The sequence below is a fragment of the Butyrivibrio sp. NC2007 genome, from assembly GCF_000421405.1.
Classification (GTDB): Bacteria; Bacillota; Clostridia; order Lachnospirales; family Lachnospiraceae; genus Butyrivibrio.
The window spans coordinates 1-23,197 of the sequence record NZ_ATWY01000027.1 but is presented as its reverse complement, the minus strand read 5'-3'; the positions used below and the strand labels follow the sequence as shown (position 1 = coordinate 23,197).

Annotated in this window: 17 protein-coding genes and 1 pseudogene; 7 read left to right on the top strand and 11 right to left on the bottom strand. The window is 46.1% G+C overall.

Translation table 11 applies throughout. From position 1 onward, the window contains the following. The 3 genes from G632_RS21510 to secA all read right to left on the bottom strand — a co-directional run bounded on the left by G632_RS21510 (position 1) and on the right by secA (position 4,947). A complete protein-coding gene (locus tag G632_RS21510) occupies positions 1–1,092 on the bottom strand; it encodes a GGDEF domain-containing protein (RefSeq protein WP_022770637.1) in 1,092 nt (363 codons plus the stop codon). 104 nt (positions 1,093–1,196) lie between these two features. Then, complete coding sequence (gene prfB / locus G632_RS0116560) at positions 1,197–2,339, bottom strand: peptide chain release factor 2 (RefSeq protein WP_022766830.1); 1,143 nt, start codon at positions 2,337–2,339, stop codon at positions 1,197–1,199. Between the two features lie 43 nt (positions 2,340–2,382). Further along, positions 2,383–4,947 (bottom strand): preprotein translocase subunit SecA, encoded by a 2,565-nt coding sequence (gene secA / locus G632_RS0116555; protein WP_022770635.1) that lies wholly within the window; start codon positions 4,945–4,947, stop codon positions 2,383–2,385. Positions 4,948–5,080: 133 nt separating this feature from the next. Between secA and G632_RS0116550 the strand changes: the two genes are divergently transcribed. Further along, positions 5,081–6,751: an LIC_10190 family membrane protein gene (locus tag G632_RS0116550; RefSeq protein WP_022770634.1), complete on the top strand. Its 1,671-nt coding sequence runs from the start codon at positions 5,081–5,083 to the stop codon at positions 6,749–6,751. Positions 6,752–7,691: 940 nt separating this feature from the next. On the opposite strand, the gene buk is transcribed toward G632_RS0116550, so the two are convergent. The 5 genes from buk to G632_RS20525 form a co-directional block, all read right to left on the bottom strand. Next, positions 7,692–8,756, bottom strand: a complete 1,065-nt coding sequence (buk, locus tag G632_RS0116545; RefSeq protein ID WP_022770632.1) for a butyrate kinase — start codon at positions 8,754–8,756, stop codon at positions 7,692–7,694. Then, a complete protein-coding gene (gene ptb, locus G632_RS0116540; RefSeq protein ID WP_022770631.1) occupies positions 8,756–9,682 on the bottom strand; it encodes a phosphate butyryltransferase in 927 nt (308 codons plus the stop codon). Before ptb ends, buk begins: the two co-directional genes overlap by 1 nt. 93 nt (positions 9,683–9,775) lie before the next feature. Then, complete coding sequence (locus G632_RS0116535) at positions 9,776–10,282, bottom strand: acyl-CoA thioesterase (protein ID WP_022770629.1); 507 nt, start codon at positions 10,280–10,282, stop codon at positions 9,776–9,778. Positions 10,283–10,325: 43 nt separating this feature from the next. Beyond that, entirely contained in the window at positions 10,326–11,354 is a 1,029-nt protein-coding gene (locus tag G632_RS21505) for a glycosyltransferase family 2 protein (RefSeq protein ID WP_022770628.1), read from the bottom strand. Next, a complete protein-coding gene (locus G632_RS20525; protein WP_022770627.1) occupies positions 11,311–11,982 on the bottom strand; it encodes a flavin reductase family protein in 672 nt (223 codons plus the stop codon). Before G632_RS20525 ends, G632_RS21505 begins: the two co-directional genes overlap by 44 nt. 145 nt (positions 11,983–12,127) lie before the next feature. Between G632_RS20525 and G632_RS0116520 the strand changes: the two genes are divergently transcribed. Genes G632_RS0116520 through G632_RS0116505 form a run of 4 tightly spaced genes read left to right on the top strand, consistent with a single transcriptional unit; the run spans position 12,128 to position 15,764 of the window. Continuing rightward, a complete protein-coding gene (locus G632_RS0116520) occupies positions 12,128–12,910 on the top strand; it encodes a transporter substrate-binding domain-containing protein (RefSeq protein ID WP_022770625.1) in 783 nt (260 codons plus the stop codon). Positions 12,911–12,930: 20 nt separating this feature from the next. Beyond that, on the top strand, positions 12,931–13,587 hold the full coding sequence (locus G632_RS0116515) for an amino acid ABC transporter permease (protein ID WP_022770624.1): 657 nt from the start codon (positions 12,931–12,933) through the stop codon (positions 13,585–13,587). Positions 13,588–13,616: 29 nt separating this feature from the next. Then, positions 13,617–14,372 carry an amino acid ABC transporter ATP-binding protein gene (locus G632_RS0116510; RefSeq protein WP_022770622.1) on the top strand — a complete coding sequence of 252 codons (756 nt, stop codon included), beginning with the start codon at positions 13,617–13,619 and terminating at the stop codon, positions 14,370–14,372. 27 nt (positions 14,373–14,399) lie between these two features. Then, positions 14,400–15,764, top strand: a complete 1,365-nt coding sequence (locus G632_RS0116505) for an MATE family efflux transporter (protein WP_022770621.1) — start codon at positions 14,400–14,402, stop codon at positions 15,762–15,764. A 20-nt stretch (positions 15,765–15,784) separates the two neighbouring features. Here the strand turns inward: G632_RS0116505 and pbp4b are convergent, their stop codons facing one another. Further along, entirely contained in the window at positions 15,785–17,869 is a 2,085-nt protein-coding gene (gene pbp4b, locus G632_RS20520) for a penicillin binding protein PBP4B (protein WP_022770619.1), read from the bottom strand. Between the two features lie 228 nt (positions 17,870–18,097). On the opposite strand from pbp4b, the gene G632_RS0116495 reads away from it, so the two are divergent. Further along, entirely contained in the window at positions 18,098–19,819 is a 1,722-nt protein-coding gene (locus G632_RS0116495) for a methyl-accepting chemotaxis protein (RefSeq protein ID WP_022770618.1), read from the top strand. Between the two features lie 81 nt (positions 19,820–19,900). Further along, positions 19,901–21,661 carry a glycosyl hydrolase family 28-related protein gene (locus G632_RS20515; RefSeq protein WP_022770617.1) on the top strand — a complete coding sequence of 587 codons (1,761 nt, stop codon included), beginning with the start codon at positions 19,901–19,903 and terminating at the stop codon, positions 21,659–21,661. A gap of 33 nt (positions 21,662–21,694) precedes the next feature. Here the strand turns inward: G632_RS20515 and G632_RS0116485 are convergent, their stop codons facing one another. Further along, positions 21,695–22,420 (bottom strand): DUF554 domain-containing protein, encoded by a 726-nt coding sequence (locus G632_RS0116485; protein WP_022770615.1) that lies wholly within the window; start codon positions 22,418–22,420, stop codon positions 21,695–21,697. Positions 22,421–22,964: 544 nt separating this feature from the next. Next, positions 22,965–23,197, bottom strand: a pseudogene (locus G632_RS22215) (DNA-deoxyinosine glycosylase); the annotation flags it as partial.

The window sequence follows — 23,197 nt, the reverse complement described above, 5'->3', positions numbered from 1 at the left end:
TTACATGACAACGACTTTGTTCTTGCCGGTATTCTTGGCCTTGTAAAGAGCATTGTCCACGTTCTGAAGGGTCTTTGAATAATCACCTGTATAGCATGACACACCTACCGAAATTGTAAATGGTACCGGTGTGTCTTTTGCATTTGCAATGTCCTGCCTGAACTGCTCCATGCGTGCGCAGGCATTGTTGACGTCACAGTTTCTTAAAATGAGAACGAATTCCTCGCCGCCGTAGCGGATTACATAGTCGTTATCATGGGTCTCCTTGGAGAGTTTCTGTCCCATGTATAAAAGAGTAAGGTCACCGGTGTAGTGGCCGTTCTCATCGTTGATTTTCTTAAAGTCGTCAATGTCGATAAGAGCTACAGCTATATGCTCTCCCGGCTTAACATCATTTATAGTGTTCTCGGAGATGATCTTCTCCAAAAGATGCCTGTTGTAAACCTGAGTCAGAGGATCGGTTACCATGGCCAGCTCGAGCTTCTGAGTTACTCTGTAGTGATCCAGATAGTAAGCGGTCATTACATAGTGGACGAACATGATTCCGATAATAATTGGAATCTCCAGCGCCATGATAAGGCTATAGTTCGTGTAGTGGTTGAAAGTATTGGTGATCACAATCTCTATGATAAATATGATACCGTTGATGATGGTATCGCGCGTAGTTGCAGCAAATCCCACCACAAGCCAGATCAGGTTGACTATGATGATTCCTTCGATGGAATTACTCCTGTCAATCAGGTTATACGCCGTCCAGCTGGCTGCGATGACCATACCATGACCAAGGAAAAAGTCCATAATAACAGTTACGCGGTGATTGTTTGGAAAGTAATGTGTAACAAGAAAGAATATTGCCACATAAATAAGGATTGAAAGTCTGGGAATCAGCGTAGGAAGCGCTGATCCGTTGATCATATAATCCGAATAGATAAAGAAAATAGTCGTAACCGCAGACACAACAAGACCAAGCTCTACTATGCCCTGATAGTAGTCACACTTGGACTGGTAGAAATCAGCCTTTTCCTCACGACTCATTGATTTTAAGTCGTTCACAAGGCTCATTATCGTTTTGGCGGCTTTAATTGTTCTCATAATTGATACTCCTTAAATGTAATTGTATCAAAAAATAAATCATAGGTGAATAAAAAGGTCATAAAAAAATGCAGCCCTTACGGACTGCATTTTGTCTAAATCGATTAAGCTTCTTCTGTCTCTCCAACAGGCTTACCACCTGTTGCAAGCCACTTGAGATATGCATTTATGAACTGATCAAGGTCTCCGTCAAGTACGCCGTCGGCATTGGATGCCTTGTAGCCTGTACGTGTATCATTAACCATGGTGTATGGCTGGAGTACGTAAGATCTGATCTGGCTGCCCCATGCATTGTCCATGACATCGCCACGGATTCCGGCGAGCTTGGCTGCCTGTTCTTCCTGCTTCATTACAAAGAGCTTGGCCTTGAGCATCTGCATAGCCTTATCCTTGTTCTGGAACTGTGAACGCTCATTCTGGCAGGCAACTACAACACCTGTAGGGATATGTGTGATACGTACGGCAGATGATGTCTTGTTGATGTGCTGTCCGCCGGCGCCACTTGATCTGTATGTATCGATACGAAGATCATCAGGATTGATGTCGATATCAAGGTCTTCTTCGATATCAGGCATTACATCGCAGGATACGAAGGATGTCTGTCTCTTAGCCTGTGCGTTGAAAGGACTGATACGGACAAGTCTGTGAACACCGTGCTCTGACTTAAGAAGTCCGTAAGCGTTGGTTCCTGAAATCTGGAAAGTAACTGACTTGATTCCTGCCTCGTCACCGTCAAGAAGGTCGAGAGTCTCAATGGTAAAGCCCTTTCTCTCTGCCCATCTTGTGTACATACGATAGAGCATGCTAGCCCAGTCGCAAGCCTCTGTTCCGCCGGCTCCGGCGTTGAGACGAAGGATTACGTCATATTTATCATAAGGTCCGTTGAGAAGATTGCTGATACGGATGTCCTCAAGAGTCTTCTCAAAGTCATCAAGCTCAGCTCTTATCTCTGCAGCCATGTCCTCATCATCTACACCCTCAGCGTTCTGCATATCGATAAGATCGATGATATCGCCGTACTGTGTGTTGAGGTGCTCAATGTTTTCAACAAGGTCCTGCATGTTCTTTAGGTCTTTTGTCTTCTTGTTGGCCTTCTCTGCGTTGTCCCAGAAGCCCGGCTCTTCCATCTCACGGGAAAGCTCCTCGATGATCTTCTTCTTGGTATCAAGGTCCAGTGAAGCCGTTACTTCTTTTAATGTATCCTGAAGGTTCTGGATTTCAACCTTCATCTGATCTAAAACTACCATAAAAAATTCTCTCTCCTATAAATTAACTACTAAGCACCGGCGCTCACGCCCTACCGTGACAGTTCTTGTACTTCTTGCCACTTCCGCATGGGCATGGATCGTTGGGATAAATCTTGGCCTCAGCTCTCTTGATAGGAGCCTTGGGCGCAGAATCATCCTTGTTGGTGCCGGTAACCTTGGCTACTTGCTCACGCTCTACTCTCTCTTCAATATGAACATGGAACAGGAGTCTTACTGTGTCCTCCTCAATGTTCCTTGTCATGTCGTCGAACATCTCATAACCTGCAAGCTTGTACTCAAGCTTAGGATCTCTTTGGGCATATGACTGAAGTCCGATACCCTGACGGAGCTGATCCATGTCATCGATGTGGTCCATCCACTTTCTGTCGATGACCTTAAGGAGGATGACACGCTCAATCTCACGGATGGTCTCAGGCTCAGGGAACTCTGCTTCCTTGGACTCGTAAAGCTTAACTGCCTCTTCCTTGAGCTGCTGCAAAAGACCTGCCTTGGTGAGGTTATCAATTCTTCCTCTGGTGATCTTCTTAAGCGGAACAGTAGGAAGAAGAAGTTCATTGAGCTCTGCGATGTTCCAGTTATCGGGATCGTTCTCCTCTCCCACAACTGTCTCAACTGAGGACTCAACAATATCTGTGATCATCTTGTAGATGGAATCACGCATGGATACTCCATCCAGAACCTTCTTACGCTCTGCATAGATGATCTCTCTCTGCTCGTTGTTGACCTGGTCATACTCAAGCAGGTTCTTACGGATTGCATAGTTGTTGGACTCGATCTTCTTCTGGGCTGATTCGATAGCCTTTGAAAGAGATGAGTGCTCAATCTCCTGTCCCTCAGGGATCTTCAGTGCATTGAACATTGAAATAAGTCTGTCTGAACCAAAGAGTCTCATGAGGTTATCTTCAAGTGAAAGGTAGAACTTGGACTCACCGGGATCTCCCTGACGACCGGAACGACCACGCAGCTGATTATCGATACGTCTACTCTCGTGTCTCTCAGTACCGATGATCTTAAGTCCGCCTGCTGCCCTTGCTTCGTCATCAAGCTTGATATCAGTACCACGGCCGGCCATGTTGGTGGCGATGGTAACGGCGCCATGCTTACCTGCATCTGCTACGATCTCAGCTTCAAGCTCATGGAACTTGGCATTTAAGACGTTGTGCTGGATGCCTCTTCTCTTAAGCATTCTTGAAAGCTCTTCGGAAGATTCAATGGTAATGGTACCAACCAGTACAGGCTGTCCCTTGGCATGAGATGCTGCTACTGCGTCGCAGATTGCGTTAAGCTTTTCTTTCTTGGTTTTATAAACCGCATCCTGATGGTCAATTCTCTGAACTGGCTTGTTGGTAGGAATCTCGATAACGTCCATTCCGTAGATATCACGGAACTCCTGCTCCTCTGTGAGGGCAGTACCGGTCATTCCGCACTTCTTGTCAAACTTGTTAAAGAAGTTCTGGAAGGTGATGGTTGCAAGAGTCTTGGACTCTCTCTTAACCTTAACGTGCTCTTTGGCCTCGATAGCCTGATGGAGACCGTCTGAATAACGACGTCCCGGCATAACACGACCTGTGAACTCATCTACGATAAGTACCTCGTCATCCTTAACAATGTAGTCGTGATCCTTGAACATAAGGTTATTGGCACGAAGAGCAAGGATAATGTTGTGCTGGATCTCAAGGTTCTCGGGATCAGCAAGGTTCTCTATGCGGAAGAATCTCTCAACCTTAGCAACGCCCTGCGCTGTCAGGTTTACTATCTTGTCCTTCTCGTTGACGATGAAATCACCGGTCTCTTCTCTCTCAACTCCCATGATGGCATCCATCTTGGAGAGCTCTTCCATGTCCTCACCACGGGTCATCTGCTTGGCCAGAATGTCGCAGGCCTCATAGAGCTTGGTGGACTTGTCGGACTGACCGGAAATAATAAGAGGAGTACGCGCTTCATCGATAAGGATTGAGTCTACCTCGTCGATGATACAGTAGTTAAGGCCTCTCTGAACGCACTGTTCCTTGTAGATAGCCATGTTATCACGAAGGTAGTCAAATCCAAGTTCGTTGTTGGTAATATATGTGATGTCGCAGTTATAAGCTGCCTTTCTCTCCTCACTGGTCATGCTGTTAAGAACGCAGCCAACAGTGAGTCCCAGGAACCTGTGTACCTGACCCATCTGATCGGCATCACGCTTAGCAAGATAGTCGTTTACTGTAACAACGTTAACGCCCTTACCTGTAAGAGCCTCAAGATATGAAGGAAGTGTAGCCACAAGGGTCTTACCTTCACCGGTTCTCATCTCGGCAATTCTGCCCTGGTGAAGAATGACTCCGCCTATGAGCTGAACCCTGAAGTGCTCCATACCAAGAACTCGCTTGCTGGCTTCACGCACAACCGCATAAGCCTCGGGCATGATGTCATCAAGAGTCTCGCCCTCTGACAGTCTCTTTTTAAACTCGTCTGTCTTAGCACGCAGCTCCTCGTCCGAAAGAGCCTGCATGGTAGGTCTCAAGGCTTCGATAGAATCAATGATTGGGTTGATCCTGCGAAGTTCCCTCTGTGAATGTGTTCCAATAATCTTGTCAAGAATACTCATATTTTATCTCCTAAAAAAGGGCATACTAATCCCTTTATACTAGACAAAGTCTAAAGGACATTGTAGCAGATTTATAGCAACTATTCAAGGTTTGGGGTATAATCGAAACATAGTACAAATAGGAGAAAAAGCCGTGTTAGTTGTTATCTTAAGTTGGGTATATATATTCATAATAGCCTTTGCCATCGGAACGGCAGTCGATAAATGGCTGTTTGACACAGACAATACATCAATAGCAAGGAACTGCGTAACAGGACTTGTCACCCTTACAGTCTATGCGGAGACCTTCAGTATATTTTACAAAATCGGGCTCATCTGCCATTTGATAATGCTCATTGGCACAGGGCTGTGCATCTTCCTTTTAAGGGGACAGCTCTTTTCAAAACTTCGTGATTTCTTTTCCCAAAAGAGGCTCATCATCCTTGCCGTAATAGTTCTGATCGGAGCTTTCTGCACTTCCCGCGGAACCTTCCACACCGACACCGGCATCTATCACGCCCAGGCAATCCGCCTGCTTGAGGAGTACGGCGTGCTTAAAGGTCTTGGCAATCTGCAGCTTCACTTCGCTTATAACAGTTCATATCTTCCGCTGTGCGCACTGTTCACCTTTGGATTTATGCTCAGTAGTCCGCTTCATACCATGACCGGATTTTTCATGGTGCTCTTTTGCGCTCACGCTGTTTACGGTCTCTATGAGTTTAAAGAACACGAGCGCCACGGAGGCGATTTCTCAAGGATTGCGATTTTGATCTATGCAATGACCAATTTATCAGGGCTTCAGTCACCTGCCACGGACTACGGAACCATGTTCATGGTGCTCTTTATCCTGAGTGAGTGGATCTGCTATGCAGAAGAAAAGTCCGGCGATGAGAACCGTGACATAAGAACCTACGGGTACCTTTCTGTCCTCTCTATATTTACCGTCAGCATGAAGCTCTCGGCAGCATTTTTGGTGGTTCTGGCCATCTTACCGTTTGTCATGCTTGTGAAAAAGAAAATGTGGAAGGAGCTTATATCTTACCTTTTGATCGGGTTCTTGAGCTTTTTGCCGTTCCTTGTCAGAAACGTGATCCTCTCGGGATGGCTCTTTTATCCGGTGGCATCAATTGATCTGTTTGATGTGGTCTGGAAGATTCCTGTAGAATATATGAAACATGATTCAGACCAGATAAAGGTCTGGGGAAGATGTCTTTTCAACGTAACAAAGGTGGATGATCCGGTATCGAGCTGGCTCCCTCTGTGGTGGGAAGCCAAGGAGCACTACGAGGAAATGCTGATCTACTCACAGGCTGTGGGCCTTATGTTACTTGGTGTTGTGACGTTCTTCCGAATTAGGGAAAAGAGCTTTAGGCCCGCCTTACTTATCTTTTACCTGACTATTCTTGTAAACATCGCCGTTTGGTTCATGACAGCGCCGTTTATCAGATATGCCCTGGCGTTCCTGCTCCTTCTGCCGCTGTGTGCAATTGGAGATGCTCTGGAAATTATGTTCAGGAAAAAGAACCTTATCCTGATTGCACTTTCGGGACTTATCCTGATAAACTTCTGCAGCTGGATAGATAACTATTTTACTGACGATATGGTATTTGCAAAGCAGAATGTGACAGCCGGCTATTACATTACTCCGGTGCCTTTTGATAAGGGCAATATGATAGCCATGGATATGAACGGAGTTACTGTTTATCACGCTGATAATGATGAGATCAACAGTTACTACGTCTATCCTTCCACATGCTATTCAGGAATGGCCGATAGAACAGAACTTATCGGAAGTACGATTGAAGAAGGATTTAAAGCAAAGTGAGTCACCGGGGACGTTTCAGTTTGACTCATTTTGAGTCACTGGGGACGTTTCAATTTGTCTCATTGCACGCAATGAGTCACTGGGGACGGTTCTCTTTGACTCCCGCCTTCATGACTCGCAGCTTAGGAAGTGTATGCCTTAGCAAATGAATATCAATGGCCTTTCGCGGCATATCCTAGCAAAATGCGTGCTGCGGTATTCCACGGTGCCATTGACATTCATTTGCCAGGGCATTTTTTGTCACTAAGCGGGTCATGAAGAAATGTGATTTCGGAAGTTCCAATTCTGTGCCACAGTCATGCTCAAAGCTAGCTCCTGCACTCTTTTTTCATGTCCTGGTGGCCATAACCTAGCTATTTGCCACAAATTTTGGCCGGGAGCAATCTGTTGTTCTTGATTTTCTCATGTCCCAGCGGCTATATCCTAGCTGTCTGCCGCAGTTTTAGGCTAGGAGGAGCCCCTTGTTCTTGCTTTTTTCATGTCCCGGCTGCTATAACCTGGCCATTTGCCACAGATTCAAGCTAGAAGAGGCCTCTTCTTCCTGCATTTGTCATGTCCCCAAGCCAGGAACTGCCAATTCTGTCACACCCCCTATGCAAGCCTCGCTTAGTGGCCATGATGCGCATAATAAAAGCGGAGTCAAAGGACAGTACGCTGGGCGCCGCTTTTTGGCGCCCGGGCAGCCTTTAGCTCCGGTTTTATTATAAGCTACAATCACCGACAGCGGGGGACACATAGCTTCTGCGTGAAGTCAAGAGAACCGTCCCCATGACTTCTGACTTCGCGGGGAGTCAAACTGAACTGTCCCCGGTGACTCACAATGAGTCAAACTGAAACGTCCCCAGTGTCTCACAATGAGTCAAACTGAAACGTCCCCGGTGACTCAAAAAAAGGAGTCAAAGAGAACCGTCCCCTTTGACTCCTTTAATATTATGTGAAATTAGTAGGTCTGAGCCTTCTCTTCGCCGTTGAGTACGCGGATAGCGCCTTGAGCCAGAGCCAGGAGCTCGTCCTCACCGGGATAAACGGTTACAGGAGCGATCCAGTCTACTCTGTCCTTGATGGCGTCGGTGATAACCTGGCCATAAGCGATTCCGCCGGTAAGGATGATCTGGTCAACCTTGCCCTTAAGAACTGTAGCGCATGCGCCGATGTTCTTGCAGATCTGGTAGATGAAAGCGTCACGAACAAGGATTGCCTTCTCGTTGCCGTCTTCGCACATCTTGTTAACTTCTCTCATGTCGTTGGTTCCAAGATAAGCATTAAGTCCGCCGTAACCGACGATCTTCTTCTTCATCTCATCATAGGTATATTTGCCTGAGAAGCACATATCTACAAGCGCCTTGGCAGGAATGCCGTTAGCTCTTTCCGGTGAGAATGCACCATCTCCGTTGAGAGCTGCGTAAACATCGATCATCTTGCCGTTCTTGTGAACACCAGTTGATGTACCGCCACCCATGTGAACTACGATAACGCTGATCTCGTCATATTTCTTGCCGATCTCTTTGGCATATCTTCTGGCAACTGCCTTCTGGTTAAGAGGGTGATCGATTGATACACGCTCGATCTCAGGAACACCTGAGATTCTTGCAACAGGCTCCATCTCGTCAACTACTACAGGGTCAACGATGTATGAAGGAACGCCGATCTCGTCACCGATCTCTCTTGCAAGGATTCCGCCGAGGTTAGACGCGTGCTGACCCTGAACGCCCTTGCGAAGGTCCTCTAAAAGTGCATCTGTGCACTCATATGTACCGCCGGGAATGGGACGAAGAAGTCCGCCTCTTCCTACGATTACGTTAAAGCTCTTAATATCAATGCTCTCCTTCTTAAGGAAATCAAGAATGATATTCTTACGGAAGTCCTTCTGGTCAATGATTGATGCATAGGACTCGATCTCCTCTGTGCTGTGACGGAGAGTCTCTTCCTTAACGAGGGTCTCATCCTCAAAGATGCCGACCTTGGTTGATGTTGAACCAGGATTGATGATCAAACTCTTTATCATTATAAAACTCCCTTCTTCTTATCCTCAGCAACTACTGCTGCGAGTGCGATTGAATTAACCTTAACATCAACAGAATCAGATCTTGATGTAAGGATTACAGGTGCCTTGGTTCCTGTAAGGATGTTACCGTTCTTAACAGTTGCAAGTCTTACGATTGTCTTGTATGTAAGGTTTCCTGCGTGGATATCAGGGAAAAGAAGGATGTCCGCATCACCTACGATCTTACGGTCAAGAGCGCCTGCCTTATGCTTGGCTGCCTCAGGATCGATTGCAAGATCCATTGAAAGAGGTCCGTCAACGATGCAGTTCTTGATCTCACCCTCTTCGCACATTCTGGTGAGCTCAGCTGCCTCAACGGTTACAGGCATCTTGGGGTTAACAACTTCTACTGCAGCAAGAGGAGCTACCTTAGGGCACTCAACGCCACATGCTCTTGCTACTTCTACAGTATATTCAATGATGACCTTTTTATCCTCAAGTGTAGGATATGGCATGAAAGCAACGTCTGTAAGGAAAAGAAGACGGTCGATACCGGGGATCTCAAACACACATACATGTGAAAGAGGACGTCCTGTGCGAAGACCTACTTCCTTATCAAGAACGCTCTTAAGGAAGTCCTTGGACTCGAGAGCACCCTTCATGTAGATGTCAGCCTTGCCATCGTGAACCAGTGATACAGCACAACGTGCAGCCTCGATATCATCCTTAACATCGATGATCTCGTATCCGTCAAGGCTCATGCCAACTTCTGCTGCCTTCTCCTTAATCTTGTCAAGGTCACCTACAAGAATGGGATCAACGATTCCTCTCTCCTTGGCTACCTTAACTGCCTCCAGGACGTGAGTGTCCTGAGCTACAGCTACAGACATCTTCTTGGTTTCAGCTGTCTTAAGCTTAGCTAAAATGTCATCAAAATTCTTACTCATTGCGGAATAACCTCCAAACTATTAAATTGAAAACGCCGACTGACAAAATTTTAACACTATCAATTAATAAATGCAACGAACTATTATTAAGTTTTAGAATCCTTCCATCCTGCGCTGGCGCCTTAGTTCACGTCTCTTCAAAGCGCCCTCCCACTCTGCCTTCTCGCTCTCGGTGCGCACGTTAAGTCCGTAAGGAACCAGTACGGGAGTATCGTCCTCATCGATGCACACTTCGGTGAAGTATGCTCTGTTCATGATGTGTCTCATTCCGTTTCTGCGGTCCTCGACATAAGTGTCAACTCTTACTTCCATGGAAGTCTTGCCGACGTAGGTGAGCTTACCTATGATAACGATGATGTCATCGAGCTTCGCTCCCTGCTTGAACTGCATGTTGTCGACAGCCGCTGTAGCAACGGGATTGCCTGAATGTCTTACTGCAACTACTCCTGCCACCTCATCTATCCAGGACATGAGCTGTCCTCCAAAGAGTCTGTTCTCGCTGTTGATGTCCGAGTACTTGACCACCTTGGTGCATTCAGTTATGGAATCCTCCACGTTCTTGTTGGCTATCTGGTGATCAACATGAAAAACCTTTCCCATAAGCATTCCTCCTAAGGATTTAATATATCAATTCTACCATATTTCAGAGCTGATTAGTCTTTTTGTCATAGTAATTAATAAGGGCTCTTGTCACTGAAATCATAATGGAGTTCGGATGTTTGATCGTAAAATAAAGCAACTTGTTAGCCTTTGAATTTACCCCAACGGTAGTGCTATCAATCTTCTCCTTGATGTCCGGGCGTTTGAATATTTCTTTTACCAACGCAGTCGTGTCAGGGCGGCCGGAGCGAAGTATATTTTTAAGCACCACGAACAGCATCACCACAAACTCCCTGTTCATCTGAGAATCAGCATTTAACACCTGTTTGTCCCACAAAATATTTCTGAAAGTCTTATCTGTCAGCTCAAGATTTTTAAGAAGCTTCGGATTGTAGTCGTGGCTCATGGAATCCCACAAAGTTCTATAATGATAAAAGTACGACTCCTTCATTATTACCAGCCTCTTGCAATCGCAAAAGCAAGGTAACATTATATTTACATCCTCACTCATGACAATATCAGGATTACAGTATTTAATATTATCCAGAATAAGCTTTTTGGAAATAAGCTTCATACACCTCGACATGGTAATAGGTCTTATCTCATTTCCAAGAAGATTTCTTCTGATTTCGTCAAGAGCAGATTCGGTATAAACACCCGGCACAAGTCCTTGTGTTTCCTTACGCTTTTCACCTGCCTTCTCTACAATGTAGTTGGCAGCTATCACTTCACTATCGGAATAAGCACTGTCGGTTTGCTCATACATTTTTTCACACATATCAGCGTCAACCCAATCATCACTGTCGATGAATGTCACATAATTAGCTTTTGATTCCTTAGTCCCTGCAATCCAAGCGGATTGCAGACCACCGTTTTTCTTGTGAATGACATTCACTCTCGGATCGCGTTTTGCATAAGTATCACACATAGCAGGAGAAATCCCATCAGTGGAGCCATCATCAACAAGCATTATCTCAATGTCTGAAAAAGTCTGCGCAAGAACACTCTCCATGCACTTCTCCAGGTATTCAGCTGTGTTGTATACGGGAACTATTACGCTGATTTTTGCCATGATTCTTACCGCCCTTTCTGGGTTTTGTTTCACTGTTATTGTAGCAATTCTTAGTCTTCTTAGCTACGCTGATTCCAAACTTACCGATCTTCTCTCCCAGTGTAAAATACTCACCGTGAGAATAGGCGATGAGATCTGCTGCCCGAAGGTCAAATCTCTTTTTCTCATCCATATATTTATTATCTACCGTAACACAGAGAACTTCAGCCACAAACATGTCATGGCTTCCGAGCTCCAATATCTGTTTAGTCCTGCACTCGATGTTGACGGGGCTCTCAAGGATACCCGGTGCCTTGACCATCTGGGATTTCTGAGGCGTAAGGCCCATCTCCTTAAACTTGTCATAGTCACGCCCAGATCTTACTCCGCACCAGTCTGTGGCTTTCATAAGCTCTCTGTTTGTGAGGTTGACCACAAACTCTCCGGTCTCTTTTAGGATGTCGTAGGAGTAGCGCTCCTTGCGCACGGATATGGAGAGCATAGCCGGAGATGAGCAGACATTTCCTGCCCAGGCAACGGTTATGATGTTGGGTGTCTCTCCCTCCCTGCCACAGCTCACCATGACAGCCGGGATCGGATAGAGCATATTCCCAGGTTTCCAGATTTCTTTTCCTGTGTTATCACTCATTAGCTCAGTAATTCCTTTACATATTGATACTTATATAATAAAACATCTGCGACTTATTATAAATAGCCTTGCAATTTAGTGTGGTAGTGTGATAAAGTAATGAGTATGCTTAAAAAACATCAATTAAATTTTGAGGAGAGATCGTATGAAAAAGAAAATTTTTGCAACTTTACTTGTGACAGCCATGCTTTCACTTACAGCCTGCGGAGCAAAGGCTACAGAGAGCGACCTTGACTACATTAAGAACAAGGGAACACTCATCGTTGGTATCACGGATTTTGCTCCAATGGATTACAAGGACGAGAGCGGAAACTGGATCGGTTTTGATGCCGACCTCGCCAATAAAGTCGGTGAGTCACTTGGAGTAAATGTTGAATTTGTAGAGATCGACTGGGATAACAAGATCCTTGAGCTCAACAATAAATCAATCGACGTTGTATGGAACGGAATGACACTTACCGATGAAGTTAAGAACTCAATGGAGTGTACCAATCCATACCTTAACAACGCTCAGGTAGTGGTTGTTAAGGCAGACGTAGCAGGCCAGTATCAGGATGCAGAGTCAGCCAAGGCCCTCAGCTTTGCTGTAGAGGCAGGTTCAGCAGGAGAAGCTGCTGCCGAGGAGAACGGATTTAACTACACTTCCCTCCAGTCACAGGCTGACGCAGTTATGGAAGTTGACGCCGGAACATCGGATGCCTGCATCATCGACCTTCTCATGGCAGGCGCCATGATCGGTGAAGGAACCAGTTACCCCGATCTTGCACACACAGCAGAACTCACATCCGAAGAATACGGTATCGGCTGCCGTAAGGGATCCGACCTTGCTGCATATATCAACGATCAGCTTGATAAGTACTACAAAGACGGAACTACAACAGCCATCGCCACAACCTACGGCGTACAGGATGCTGTTATCGCACCATAATAAAGGAGTTTAAACTACTGATGTTTTGGACTGTTACTTTGTCCCTGTTGGAAGGCTTTTGGGGAACGCTAAAGCTCTTTTGCCTGACTCTCGTGTTCTCCCTGCCACTGGGACTTGCTATATGCCTCTGCTCAAGGAGCAAGGTCAAACTAATCAAACTTCCCATCAGACTGATAATCTGGGTCATCAGAGGAACTCCGCTCATGCTGCAGCTCCTTGTTATCTATTACGGCCCCGGAATCTTTCTTGGGATCAACGTCTGGGGAACTGATAACAGAGGACGTTTTCTTGCGGCGCTGATTGCTTTTGTCATCAACTATGCCTGCTACTTTTCCGAGATCTACAGGGGCGGAATTCAGTCCATCCCTGTGGGCCAGAGGGAAGCCGGCAAGGTTCTTGGTATGAGCAGGAGCCAGATCTTCTTTAAGATCACCATGCTTCAGCTGATAAAGAGGATCGTTCCTCCCATCTCCAACGAGATCATCACTCTGGTAAAAGACACTTCGCTGGCCAGGGTTATTGCAGTATACGAGATCATCTGGAACGGTCAGTCATTCATAAAGAGCAGCGGAATTATCTGGCCACTGTTCTACACCGGTGCCTTCTACCTGATCTTCAGCGGACTGTTATCGGTCCTCTTTGTAAGGATTGAAAAGAGACTGGATTATTTCAGATAAAAAGTTTTGCTTAGACTGGAAATATAAATATGCCTATCTTAGAAGTTAAGAATATAAAAAAGAATTTTGAAAATACAGAGGTTTTAAAGGATATCAGCTTTGACCTTGAAGAGGGACAGACCCTGTCCATCATCGGGTCCTCGGGAAGCGGTAAGACAACACTTCTTCGCTGCCTGAATTTCCTTGAGACTCCTGATGAGGGTACAATAACTGTCCGTGGCAAGCTCCTTCTTGACGGGGCTAATCCCATAACAGACCAAAGGCAGCTGCGAGAGAACAGGAAGCACTTTGGCCTTGTCTTTCAGCAGTTTAATCTGTTTCCTCAGTACACAGCTCTTGAGAACGTCACGCTTGCTCCCCTTCTTCACTCGGATCCTTCAATGAAGGATGAGATCATAGAAAAGGGAAAAGCTCTTTTGGCAGAAATGGGTCTTGCGGACAGGATGGGTAACTATCCTCATCAGCTCTCCGGCGGTCAGCAGCAGCGTGTGGCTATTGCAAGAGCACTTGCCATGGAGCCTGACATTCTGTGCTTTGACGAACCGACCTCTGCTCTTGATCCCGAGCTTACAGGAGAAGTTCTCCGCGTGATCAGGGAGCTTGCGAGCCGTCACACCACCATGATCATCGTCACTCACGAGATGGCTTTTGCCAGAGATGTGGCAGATATCGCAATCTTCATGGATGATGGTATAATCTTGGAAAAGGGTTCTGCAAAAGAGCTGATCAACAACCCTAAAGAGGAGCGAACCAAACAGTTCCTCTCAAGCTTAAGCAGCAGGTAACCCGAAATCACTTGAGGTTTATCCATCATGCCCGGAGCAAAAAGTTCAACCGCCAGGGATATGACCGGCGGTTCAATAATAAAACAGATACTTCTTTTTTCACTTCCCCTTATGTTCGGGAACATATTCCAGATGCTGTACAACACCGTAGATTCCATTGTGGTGGGCAATTATGTGTCCACCCAGGCCCTGGCTGCCGTGGGATCCACGACAATGATAATAAATATGCTGGTGTTCTTCTTCAACGGATTCTCTGTCGGCGCCAGCGTTGTTATCTCGCGCTTTTTTGGGGCAAAAGAGATTGACCGTCTCCATACGGCCATCGAGACCACCATGGCTGCGACCTTTATATTCTGCATTGCCTTTACCATTATCGGAATCAAGGGCGTAGGACCGATGCTCAGGTTCATGGCGACTCCCGATGACGTTTTTGCAGATGCTTCCAAATATCTCACCATCTATTTCCTGGGAATCACTGGGCTTTTAATCTACAACATGGGAAGCGGAATATTGCGTGCCGTGGGCGATACCATAAGGCCGCTCTTTCTCTTAATCCTCACCAGCGTAATGAATATCATATTGGACCTCACCTTCGTAAAGGTCTTTCACTTCGGTATCGAGGGCGTTGCCTACGCAACCATTATCTCCCAGTTCATCTCCGCTGCGCTTATCATGTGGCTGCTCCTTCGCACCGATGATATCTACAAGCTGACGCTTAAGGACCTCAGGATAAATCCGGAGATAATGAAGCTGATAGTCCTGATAGGTCTTCCCACAGGTATTCAGTCCGTCATCACGGCCTTTTCCAATGTCTTTGTCCAGTCCTATATCAACTACTTCGGCTCAGACTGCATGGCCGGATGGAGTAGCTATAACAAGCTCGACTCCTTCATAATGCTGCCTCTTCAGAGTATGGCTATGGCCGCCACGACTTTTGTCAGCCAGAACATCGGAGCAGGTAAGGTGAAAAGAGCTGAAGAAGGAACCAGGACTGTAATAATAATGGGAGTTCTGACCACCGGCGTTATTGCCATGCTTCTCTACATATTCGCAAGGCCCGCCATCAGAATGTTCTCCGCCGAACAGGCAGTTATTGACTATGGAGCACTGTTCATTCATACAAATGTCTTTTTCCTGATGTTCAACTGCGTAAACCATACGCTGGCCAGCAGCCTCAGGGGACGCGGAGATTCCACGGGGCCGATGGTGATAATGCTGTCAACTTTTGTTGCACTTCGGCAGACTTACCTTTATATCCTGACGCACTACATAGCAAACACGCCGAAACTCGTGGGCTTTGGATACCCTGTGGGATGGATGAGCTGCTGCCTTGTGGAAGTCACTTACTATTTGATCAAATATAAGCTTATGCCAAAAAAGACACCGTCGTAATGACCGGTGTCTTTTGTTATTTATTCATATTTTTCTGCCAGCTGCTGCTTGCTCCGTGCGCTTTTTGCCGCAGGGTGAGAGCTGTCAATGGACACTCCCTTGGGAAGGATCTTTTTGGCTGAAACCGCCATGTCTTTTGTAAGACTCTTTAGCTGCTGCGTGATGTCTACGTCCGCATCCATTCCTATGGACAGGATTTCAGGCACAAAGCCCAGTGTTGCGGAGGTATACCAGTCGCCGTCGAACTTGTTGGCATCCTTTTTAACGTTGGTCACACGGGAGTTTTTCTTGTTGGTCAGGTATGCGATAACAAGATCTCTCTCTGGGTCTATCATGACAATGGTTCCCGTCCAGCCCTGATGGCCAAATGTCCCTGATTCCGACTGTGTTCCGAAGTACCAGACTCTCTGATCCTCGCCCTGTCTCCACCAGCCAAGTCCCCAGTTTGCTGCGTCCTCTTCTTTTGGTGAAGTGAACATGTCAATGATATTCGGGGAAAAGAAACTTAGCTCGCCGTAGCCTCCTGTAAGCATTACAGATGCAAGCTTTGCAAGGTCTGTGGCGTTGGAGAAAAGTCCTGCGTGGCCACTAATTCCGTCCATGCTGTAAAAGGCTTTTTCATCATGGACTTCTCCCTGAATAGTCTTTGTCCTGTAGCCCTCAAAGTTAAGGAGTCCGTCCCTGGTATTTCCGTTTAACTCCGTTGCAGCGCAGTCATCCTTCGAAAAGCCATTTCTTAGCGGATTGTAGGTTATATGGGTAAGACCCATGGGCTCGTAAAAGGTCTTTTTAAGATAAGTATCAAGGTCTTGTCCTGTCACCTTCTCAACCACAAGTCCAAGTATCATGTAGTCTGCATCGGAATAAACCGTCTTGGTTCCCGGCTCGTAGTCAAGAGGCGTCTTGCAGATCATTTCAACGGTCGCCTGCTTGGTCTCTTCAGAGGGCACGTTTCCTGCAAAGAGCGGATTTTCGGGATAGTCCTCTCCGGGTTTTAGGCCATCCTTGTAGAGCTTGGGCGCGCAGTATTTAGGGTCTGCCGGGAATCCTCCCTGGTGCTTTAAAAGCTCTCTTATGGTAAGCTCTGACTTCCACTTTTTGAGCGTATCAAGGTCGATGAGGCTCGCAGGGTCCTTGGGGTCTCCCTTGGAATCGGTGGTTACCTGGATGGTTTCTGTAACAAACTCATCACCCAAGAACTTCGTGATTTTATCATCAAGGTCCACTTCGCCATCCGTGACGAGTTTCTGTATCGCATAGTTTACGGAAAACATCTTGGTGACGGAAGCAAGGTCATATAGAGTATCCGTTGTGACGTTTGGACTATCTGTATTCGGAAGTCCGTTTGGCTGGTAAGTGTTGGTTTTGCCCCAGGCGTTTTCATAGACCAATCTTCCGTTTCTTACAACGGCGAGCTGAGCGCTGGTAAAGCCGTTCTCGATGTCAGTCTCTATAAGATCTGAAATGAGCTTCAAAGCCTCAGGGTGAATGCCTTCTTCCTCAGGGGTTCCGGCTATGACTTCCGGGTAAGGAATGCCAACGATCACAGCCTCTTTCTCACTTGAAGGAACAATGTTTGATACCTGCACCGTGTTCTCGCCATTCTTGGTTACGGATGAGATGTCTATCTTCCAATCGCCAAGCGAGGTAATTTCGCTGGTGTCTACCGGCATTCCGTTTACAAACATATCAAAGCTCTCAACTTTGCCCGATATGGTTAAAAAGAGCTCTCCCTGGCCGTGGTAACCTTTGAAACTGTACATGCTGTTCATGGCAAGGGTATTGTCGGTGTAGCCCTTCCAGTCGGGGAAGCTGACCCTTATGGGGAGCTTCGGTGCAGAGCCGGCTACAAGCTCCGGTTTAAGCGGGCCTTGCGGCGCTTTTGTTTCTTCGGTTTTCTCTGATTCTTTTTGCTCAGCCGGAGCCTGGGCTTCCTGAGCCTGCTGCTGTCGCTGGTCAACGCTATCTTGCACCTCTGCCTCCGGCTGAAGCGTTTCTATTTGGATACCTGCCGGGGCGTCCTCTATGTCTTTTGCCCCACAGGCTGCAGTAGAGAGAACCAGCACTGTAGCGGTTGTGAGAGCAACAAGTTGTCTGTATTTCATTCAGCTATGCCTCCGTAATTTACTAAATATTAATTATAAATACACCCCGTCCTGATATGCAAGCCGGGGTGTATTCATCGTGTGTAGGAATCATTCTGCTTATATATTGAGATTTTTTCATTTATAAATATTCCATTAAACATAATGCCAAACATAGACATTCACTATTTCGTTTCATATACTGTATGTGTAACCATGTAATTTTTGTATATTTATGAGGGCAAAATCATGGCAAAAACAAATTCGAAATCCAAATCAACAAGGAACTTTTTTACCGGTCTGACCCCTAAGCTTCTGGGGCCAATCATACTTATCATCGTTTTTCTGATCATCACCCTTGTTTCTACCCAGATACGTACCATCAAGATCAAGAATGACCTTGGAGTACTTCAGAATCAGACAATCATAGCCATGGAGATCGCTGAGGATATCAGATACTATGGCCTTAATACCTGTGAACTCTTTACAGATATGTCCGCAACTCACGACCGCGAGGTACTTGCGGAAGTTGAAGAAGTAAGAGACAGCATCTATTCCTGCTTTGATCAGATGAAGAGTGTCAAGCCAGAGACTGCTGCGACTATGAACGAGCTCAAAACCTCATATGATGCTTTGTATTCCCTCTGCTCGCATATGGCAGATGAGTATATTGATGTAGGTATTGATGCAGGTAATATAGTTATGGAAGAAGTGGATGGCGCTACTGAAGCTTTCTCCGAAAAGGTAGATTCCATGGTTGAAGAAATGGAGAACGATGTAAAGAGCGAAGTTGCAGCCATAAACAAGGCCCAAATCTCCATGGTTACAACAAATGTAATTCTCTCCATTATCAATATCCTTCTTGCTATATGGATCGCAGTTGTTGTAATAAGGCAGGTTCTTAAGCCTATTCTTAAAGTCAGCAGCGCAATCTCAACTCTGTCGCAGAGAGATCTGACTTCCGATAAGATTGACATCAGCCAGAACGATGAGATCGGTGAACTCTCTGAAGCATACAATACCCTTCTTGAATCCACCCGTGAGATCATGGGAGATCTTTCAACATCTACCGACAAGCTCGGTGGAATGTCTGATGAGATGAGCAAGAACTCCGACACGATCGTTAAGAACGTAAACGAGATCACCGGAGCGGTAAACAACGTCGCTGAAACTGCAGGTGAACAGGTACAGGATATCAACGACTCCATGAAAGAGATTGATAACCTCAGAGACATCATCAGGCAAAACGAGACTACATCCGAGAATCTATCCAAGGCCAGCAGCGAGATCGGTGAAGCAAGTAAGGCCGGAACCCTCGTAATGAACGATCTTTATGACATAACAAAAGAGAGCGAGAAATCCTTCTCAGAGATATTTGACAGTATTAACAGCATCAACGAGAGTACCACCAAGATCGGACAGTCTTCCGAGATGATCCAGAGCATTGCCTCACAGACCAATCTCCTTTCACTCAACGCTTCCATCGAGGCAGCAAGAGCCGGAGAGATGGGAAAAGGCTTTGCGGTTGTTGCTGATGAGATCAGACAGCTTGCAGAGAATTCCGCAAACAGCGCCAACGAGATCACTCAGATGTTAAAAGAGCTGCAGGCTAATGTTGACAATGCCAACCAGCAGAGCGACAGCGTAAAAGAAGCTGTTAATCGTCAGGTACAGGGTGTTGATGATGCCAGAACAAAATATCAGGATATTTCCGACAACCTGGAGATCATCGAAAAAGAAGTTAAGAGCCTTGGCGAAGTGAGCAGATCCATGACCGACAGCTGTGAGAAGGTCGGAACAGCTATGGAGCGCCTGTCAGAAGCAGCACAGACCAATGCTGCTGCCACCGAGGAGACAAACGCCTCAATCCAGGAAGTCCTTGCACTCGTCAACGTCATTTCAAACGGATCCTCAGATATCAACTCTCAGTCCGGAGAGCTTGATGAGATCGTTAAGAAATACAAATTATAAAATGACACCTTAATATAAAATGTCCCCTATTATGCAAGAGTTGTTTTCACTATTCTTGTATAAGAAGGGGACTTTTTTATTATGTTTAAAAAGAAATATTTAGTTTTATTGGGGCTTGTTGCACTTACAGGACTTTTTGTGGGATGCGGGAAGAATAATATGGAGATCAAAGATTATCACACTGATATTTTGGGAGAGAATGTTTATATCTTTACTCCTGAAGATGAACAGACCAAGATACAGGAAACACTTGATAGGATTTATAGTTTGCAGGAAACAGCTCAGTTTGATGATAACAGGTATGCAGTGTACTTCATGCCGGGGACTTACAATGTTTCCGCTGATGTCGGCTTTTATACTCAGCTGGCCGGGCTTGGAGTTCTGCCTACAGACACTAAGATTGCTGTAGCTAACACCTATGCAAGGTGGCTGTCAAACCCTCAGGGTCTGCACAATGCTACCTGTAACTTCTGGCGAAGTATTGAGAATATCGAAATGGAGTCGAATACAGTGTGGGCTGTGTCTCAGGCCACAGATATGAGAAGGGTTCAGGTTGATGGAAATCTCACTCTTCATGATGATTACGGCTGGGCAAGCGGAGGCTTTCTTGCAGACTCCAAGGTTACAGGCCTTGTGGATTCCGGAACCCAGCAGCAGTGGCTTTCAAGGAACAACAGCTACAGCGCCTGGACCGGCCAGAACTGGAACATCGTGATGCTGGGCGATGAGCCTTCCGGCGTTCCGGATAAGACCTGGCCAGAAGCTTCCTATACTGCTGTTTCACAGACGCCTATAATTCGAGAAAAGCCATTTCTTGTATATGACGAGAAGGAAGGACTTGGAGTTTATGTTCCGGAGTGGAAAGAAGAAAGTATGTCTTTTGCCTGGGAAGGTGACGCTCCGGAAGGGAAAGTCCTGCCTCTTAACGATTTCTATGTGGCAAAAGAGAACGTGGATACAGCTTCAAGTATTAACCAGGCGCTGGCGGATGGAAAGAATGTTCTTTTTACACCGGGAATTTACAATCTTGATGAGGCACTTTCTGTGAAAAAGTCAGGAACAATTCTCTTAGGAATGGGACTTGCAACGCTACGCTCTGCTGCCGGGAATGAATGTGTCGTTTCAGAAAATGCTGATGATCTGATTCTGGCGGGACTGTTGTTTGATGCCGGAACTGCAGAGTCTGAGAATCTTGTTCGCCTCGGGGCTAAGGAGGGGGCTAAGCCTTCTCTGATCGCAGATGTGTATTTCAGGGTCGGCGGAATAGCATCAGATGAGCCTTGCAAGACAAAGGCCTGCATCACAATTGATCTTGATAATGTAGTTGGCGATAACCTCTGGGTTTGGAGAGCCGACCACGGTGATAACGTTGGGTGGGATATGAATACCTGCGAGAATGGCATCATTATAAATGGCGATAATGTCACGATGTATGCGCTGATGGTGGAGCACTTTAACGGTTATCAGACCATGTGGAGCGGAAATGACGGAACCTGCATCATGTATCAGAGCGAGGTTCCTTACGATGTGCCGGACAGGGGACAGTGGATCAATCCCGACGGCAAGAGATTCGGATATGCTTCGTTTAAAGTTGCGGAAGATGTCAGCTCTTTTAACGCAACAGGACTTGGAATATATTTGTACAACAGAGATAATACAATTCCGATGTACTGCGCCATGGAGGTTCCCGACGTAGAGGGCGTGCACGTGCACAATGCAATTACCGCATATCTTAACGGATTCCCGGGCATGAAGTGTGTCATCAATGAAGCCGGCGACTCGATATTAAGTCCCGGGCAGACGGCGAAGGTGCTGGATTATGAAAATGGACAGTGGAGGTAAGCTCCGCTGTCCGTTTTTGATTGCTGATATATGTCAGAACTGCCAGGGCAAATATGCGGCGATGACAGCCAGAATTACTGCCGGGAGCATGTTTGCTACTCTTAGTTTTTTGCCCCATACGAGATTGATTCCTACACAGAAGATCAGGATTGAACCTATCAGCGAGAGGTGGTTTATCGCAAGGTCAGTCATAATGGGCGAGATGAGTTTTGCAAGAATTGTTATTGTTCCTTCGAAGAGGAATATAGGAATTGCAGAAAAGGCACTTCCCTTTCCCATGGAGGATGTCATCATAACTACTATGATGAAGTCCAAGACTGACTTGATGGCAAGCGTCGTATAGTCGCCCAGAACGCCGTCCTGGATTGCTCCGACGATGGCCATAGCGCCTATGCAGATGGTGAGCGATGTAGTAACGAATGCGTCAACAAATCTTGTATCTGAGGCGTTTCCGGTCTTTATCTTGAGCCATTCTCCAAATTTCTCAAACCAATTCTCTATTCCTGCCAGCTCGCCGATCAGCGCACCGATAGTCAGGCACAGCACCACAAGCATTGCCTTTCCGCTTGTTATGGTAGCTCCGTCTACGGTGAGCATTCCTTCCATAGCGCCGGCAATTGCTATGAACAGTACGCTCACTCCGCATACTCTGTTAAGCGCCTCCTGCTGTTCTTTCTTGAACAAGCCTCCCGCGAAATGCCCTATCAGGCCTCCGGCAATTACAGCCACAGTATTTATAATTGTTCCAAGTCCTATCATTTGGTGTAGTGGTCCTCTCTTAGTTTTTTGGTTTTTTGGTTTTTCTGTCATTTGGGGGTTTTCTTTCATTTGGAGGCTACTGTCATGTCCCGAGTGCTGAAACCTGCCCTTTTGCCACATTTTTCAGCTTGGAGTAACTCCTTGTGCTCGCTTTTCTCATGTCCCGGCTACGAAATCCTACCATTCTGCCACAAATTCCAGCTTGAAGAGTGACGCTCTGGGCACTTATCCATGCTTTGTTACGGTATTTTAAGAGTTTTTCTTTTGGGACAGTAATCACTTAGACACCCATCTCGCCTTTGCTACTGTCTTTTGAGCATTTTTGTTCTAGGACAGTAGTCCTCTATGAATCACTTCATTTTTTATTACGGTCTTTTTGAAGTTTTTGCTCTAGGACAGTAGTCCTTAATGAATCTCTTCATTTTTTATTACGGTCTTTTTGAAGTTTTTGCTCTAGGACAGTAGTCCTTAATGAATCTCTTCATTTTCTATTACGGTCTTTTTGACATTTTTGCTCTAGGACAGTAGTCCTCTATGAATCACTTCATTTTCTATTACGGTCTTTTTGACATTTTTGCTCTAGGACAGTAACGCTCCATGCTTCCAACAACCTATTCATATTCCAGGCTGCGTTTGCAGGGCTGGTTGATGGAAGGCAGATAGCAGGTCTTTTGATGACCGGCTCAGTATACTTCTCGTAATACTTGAGTGCTGTCTTGCCGTTGACGTAGATTGCTCTGATATCTGCCATGTCAAGAATAACCGAAAGGTCATTTG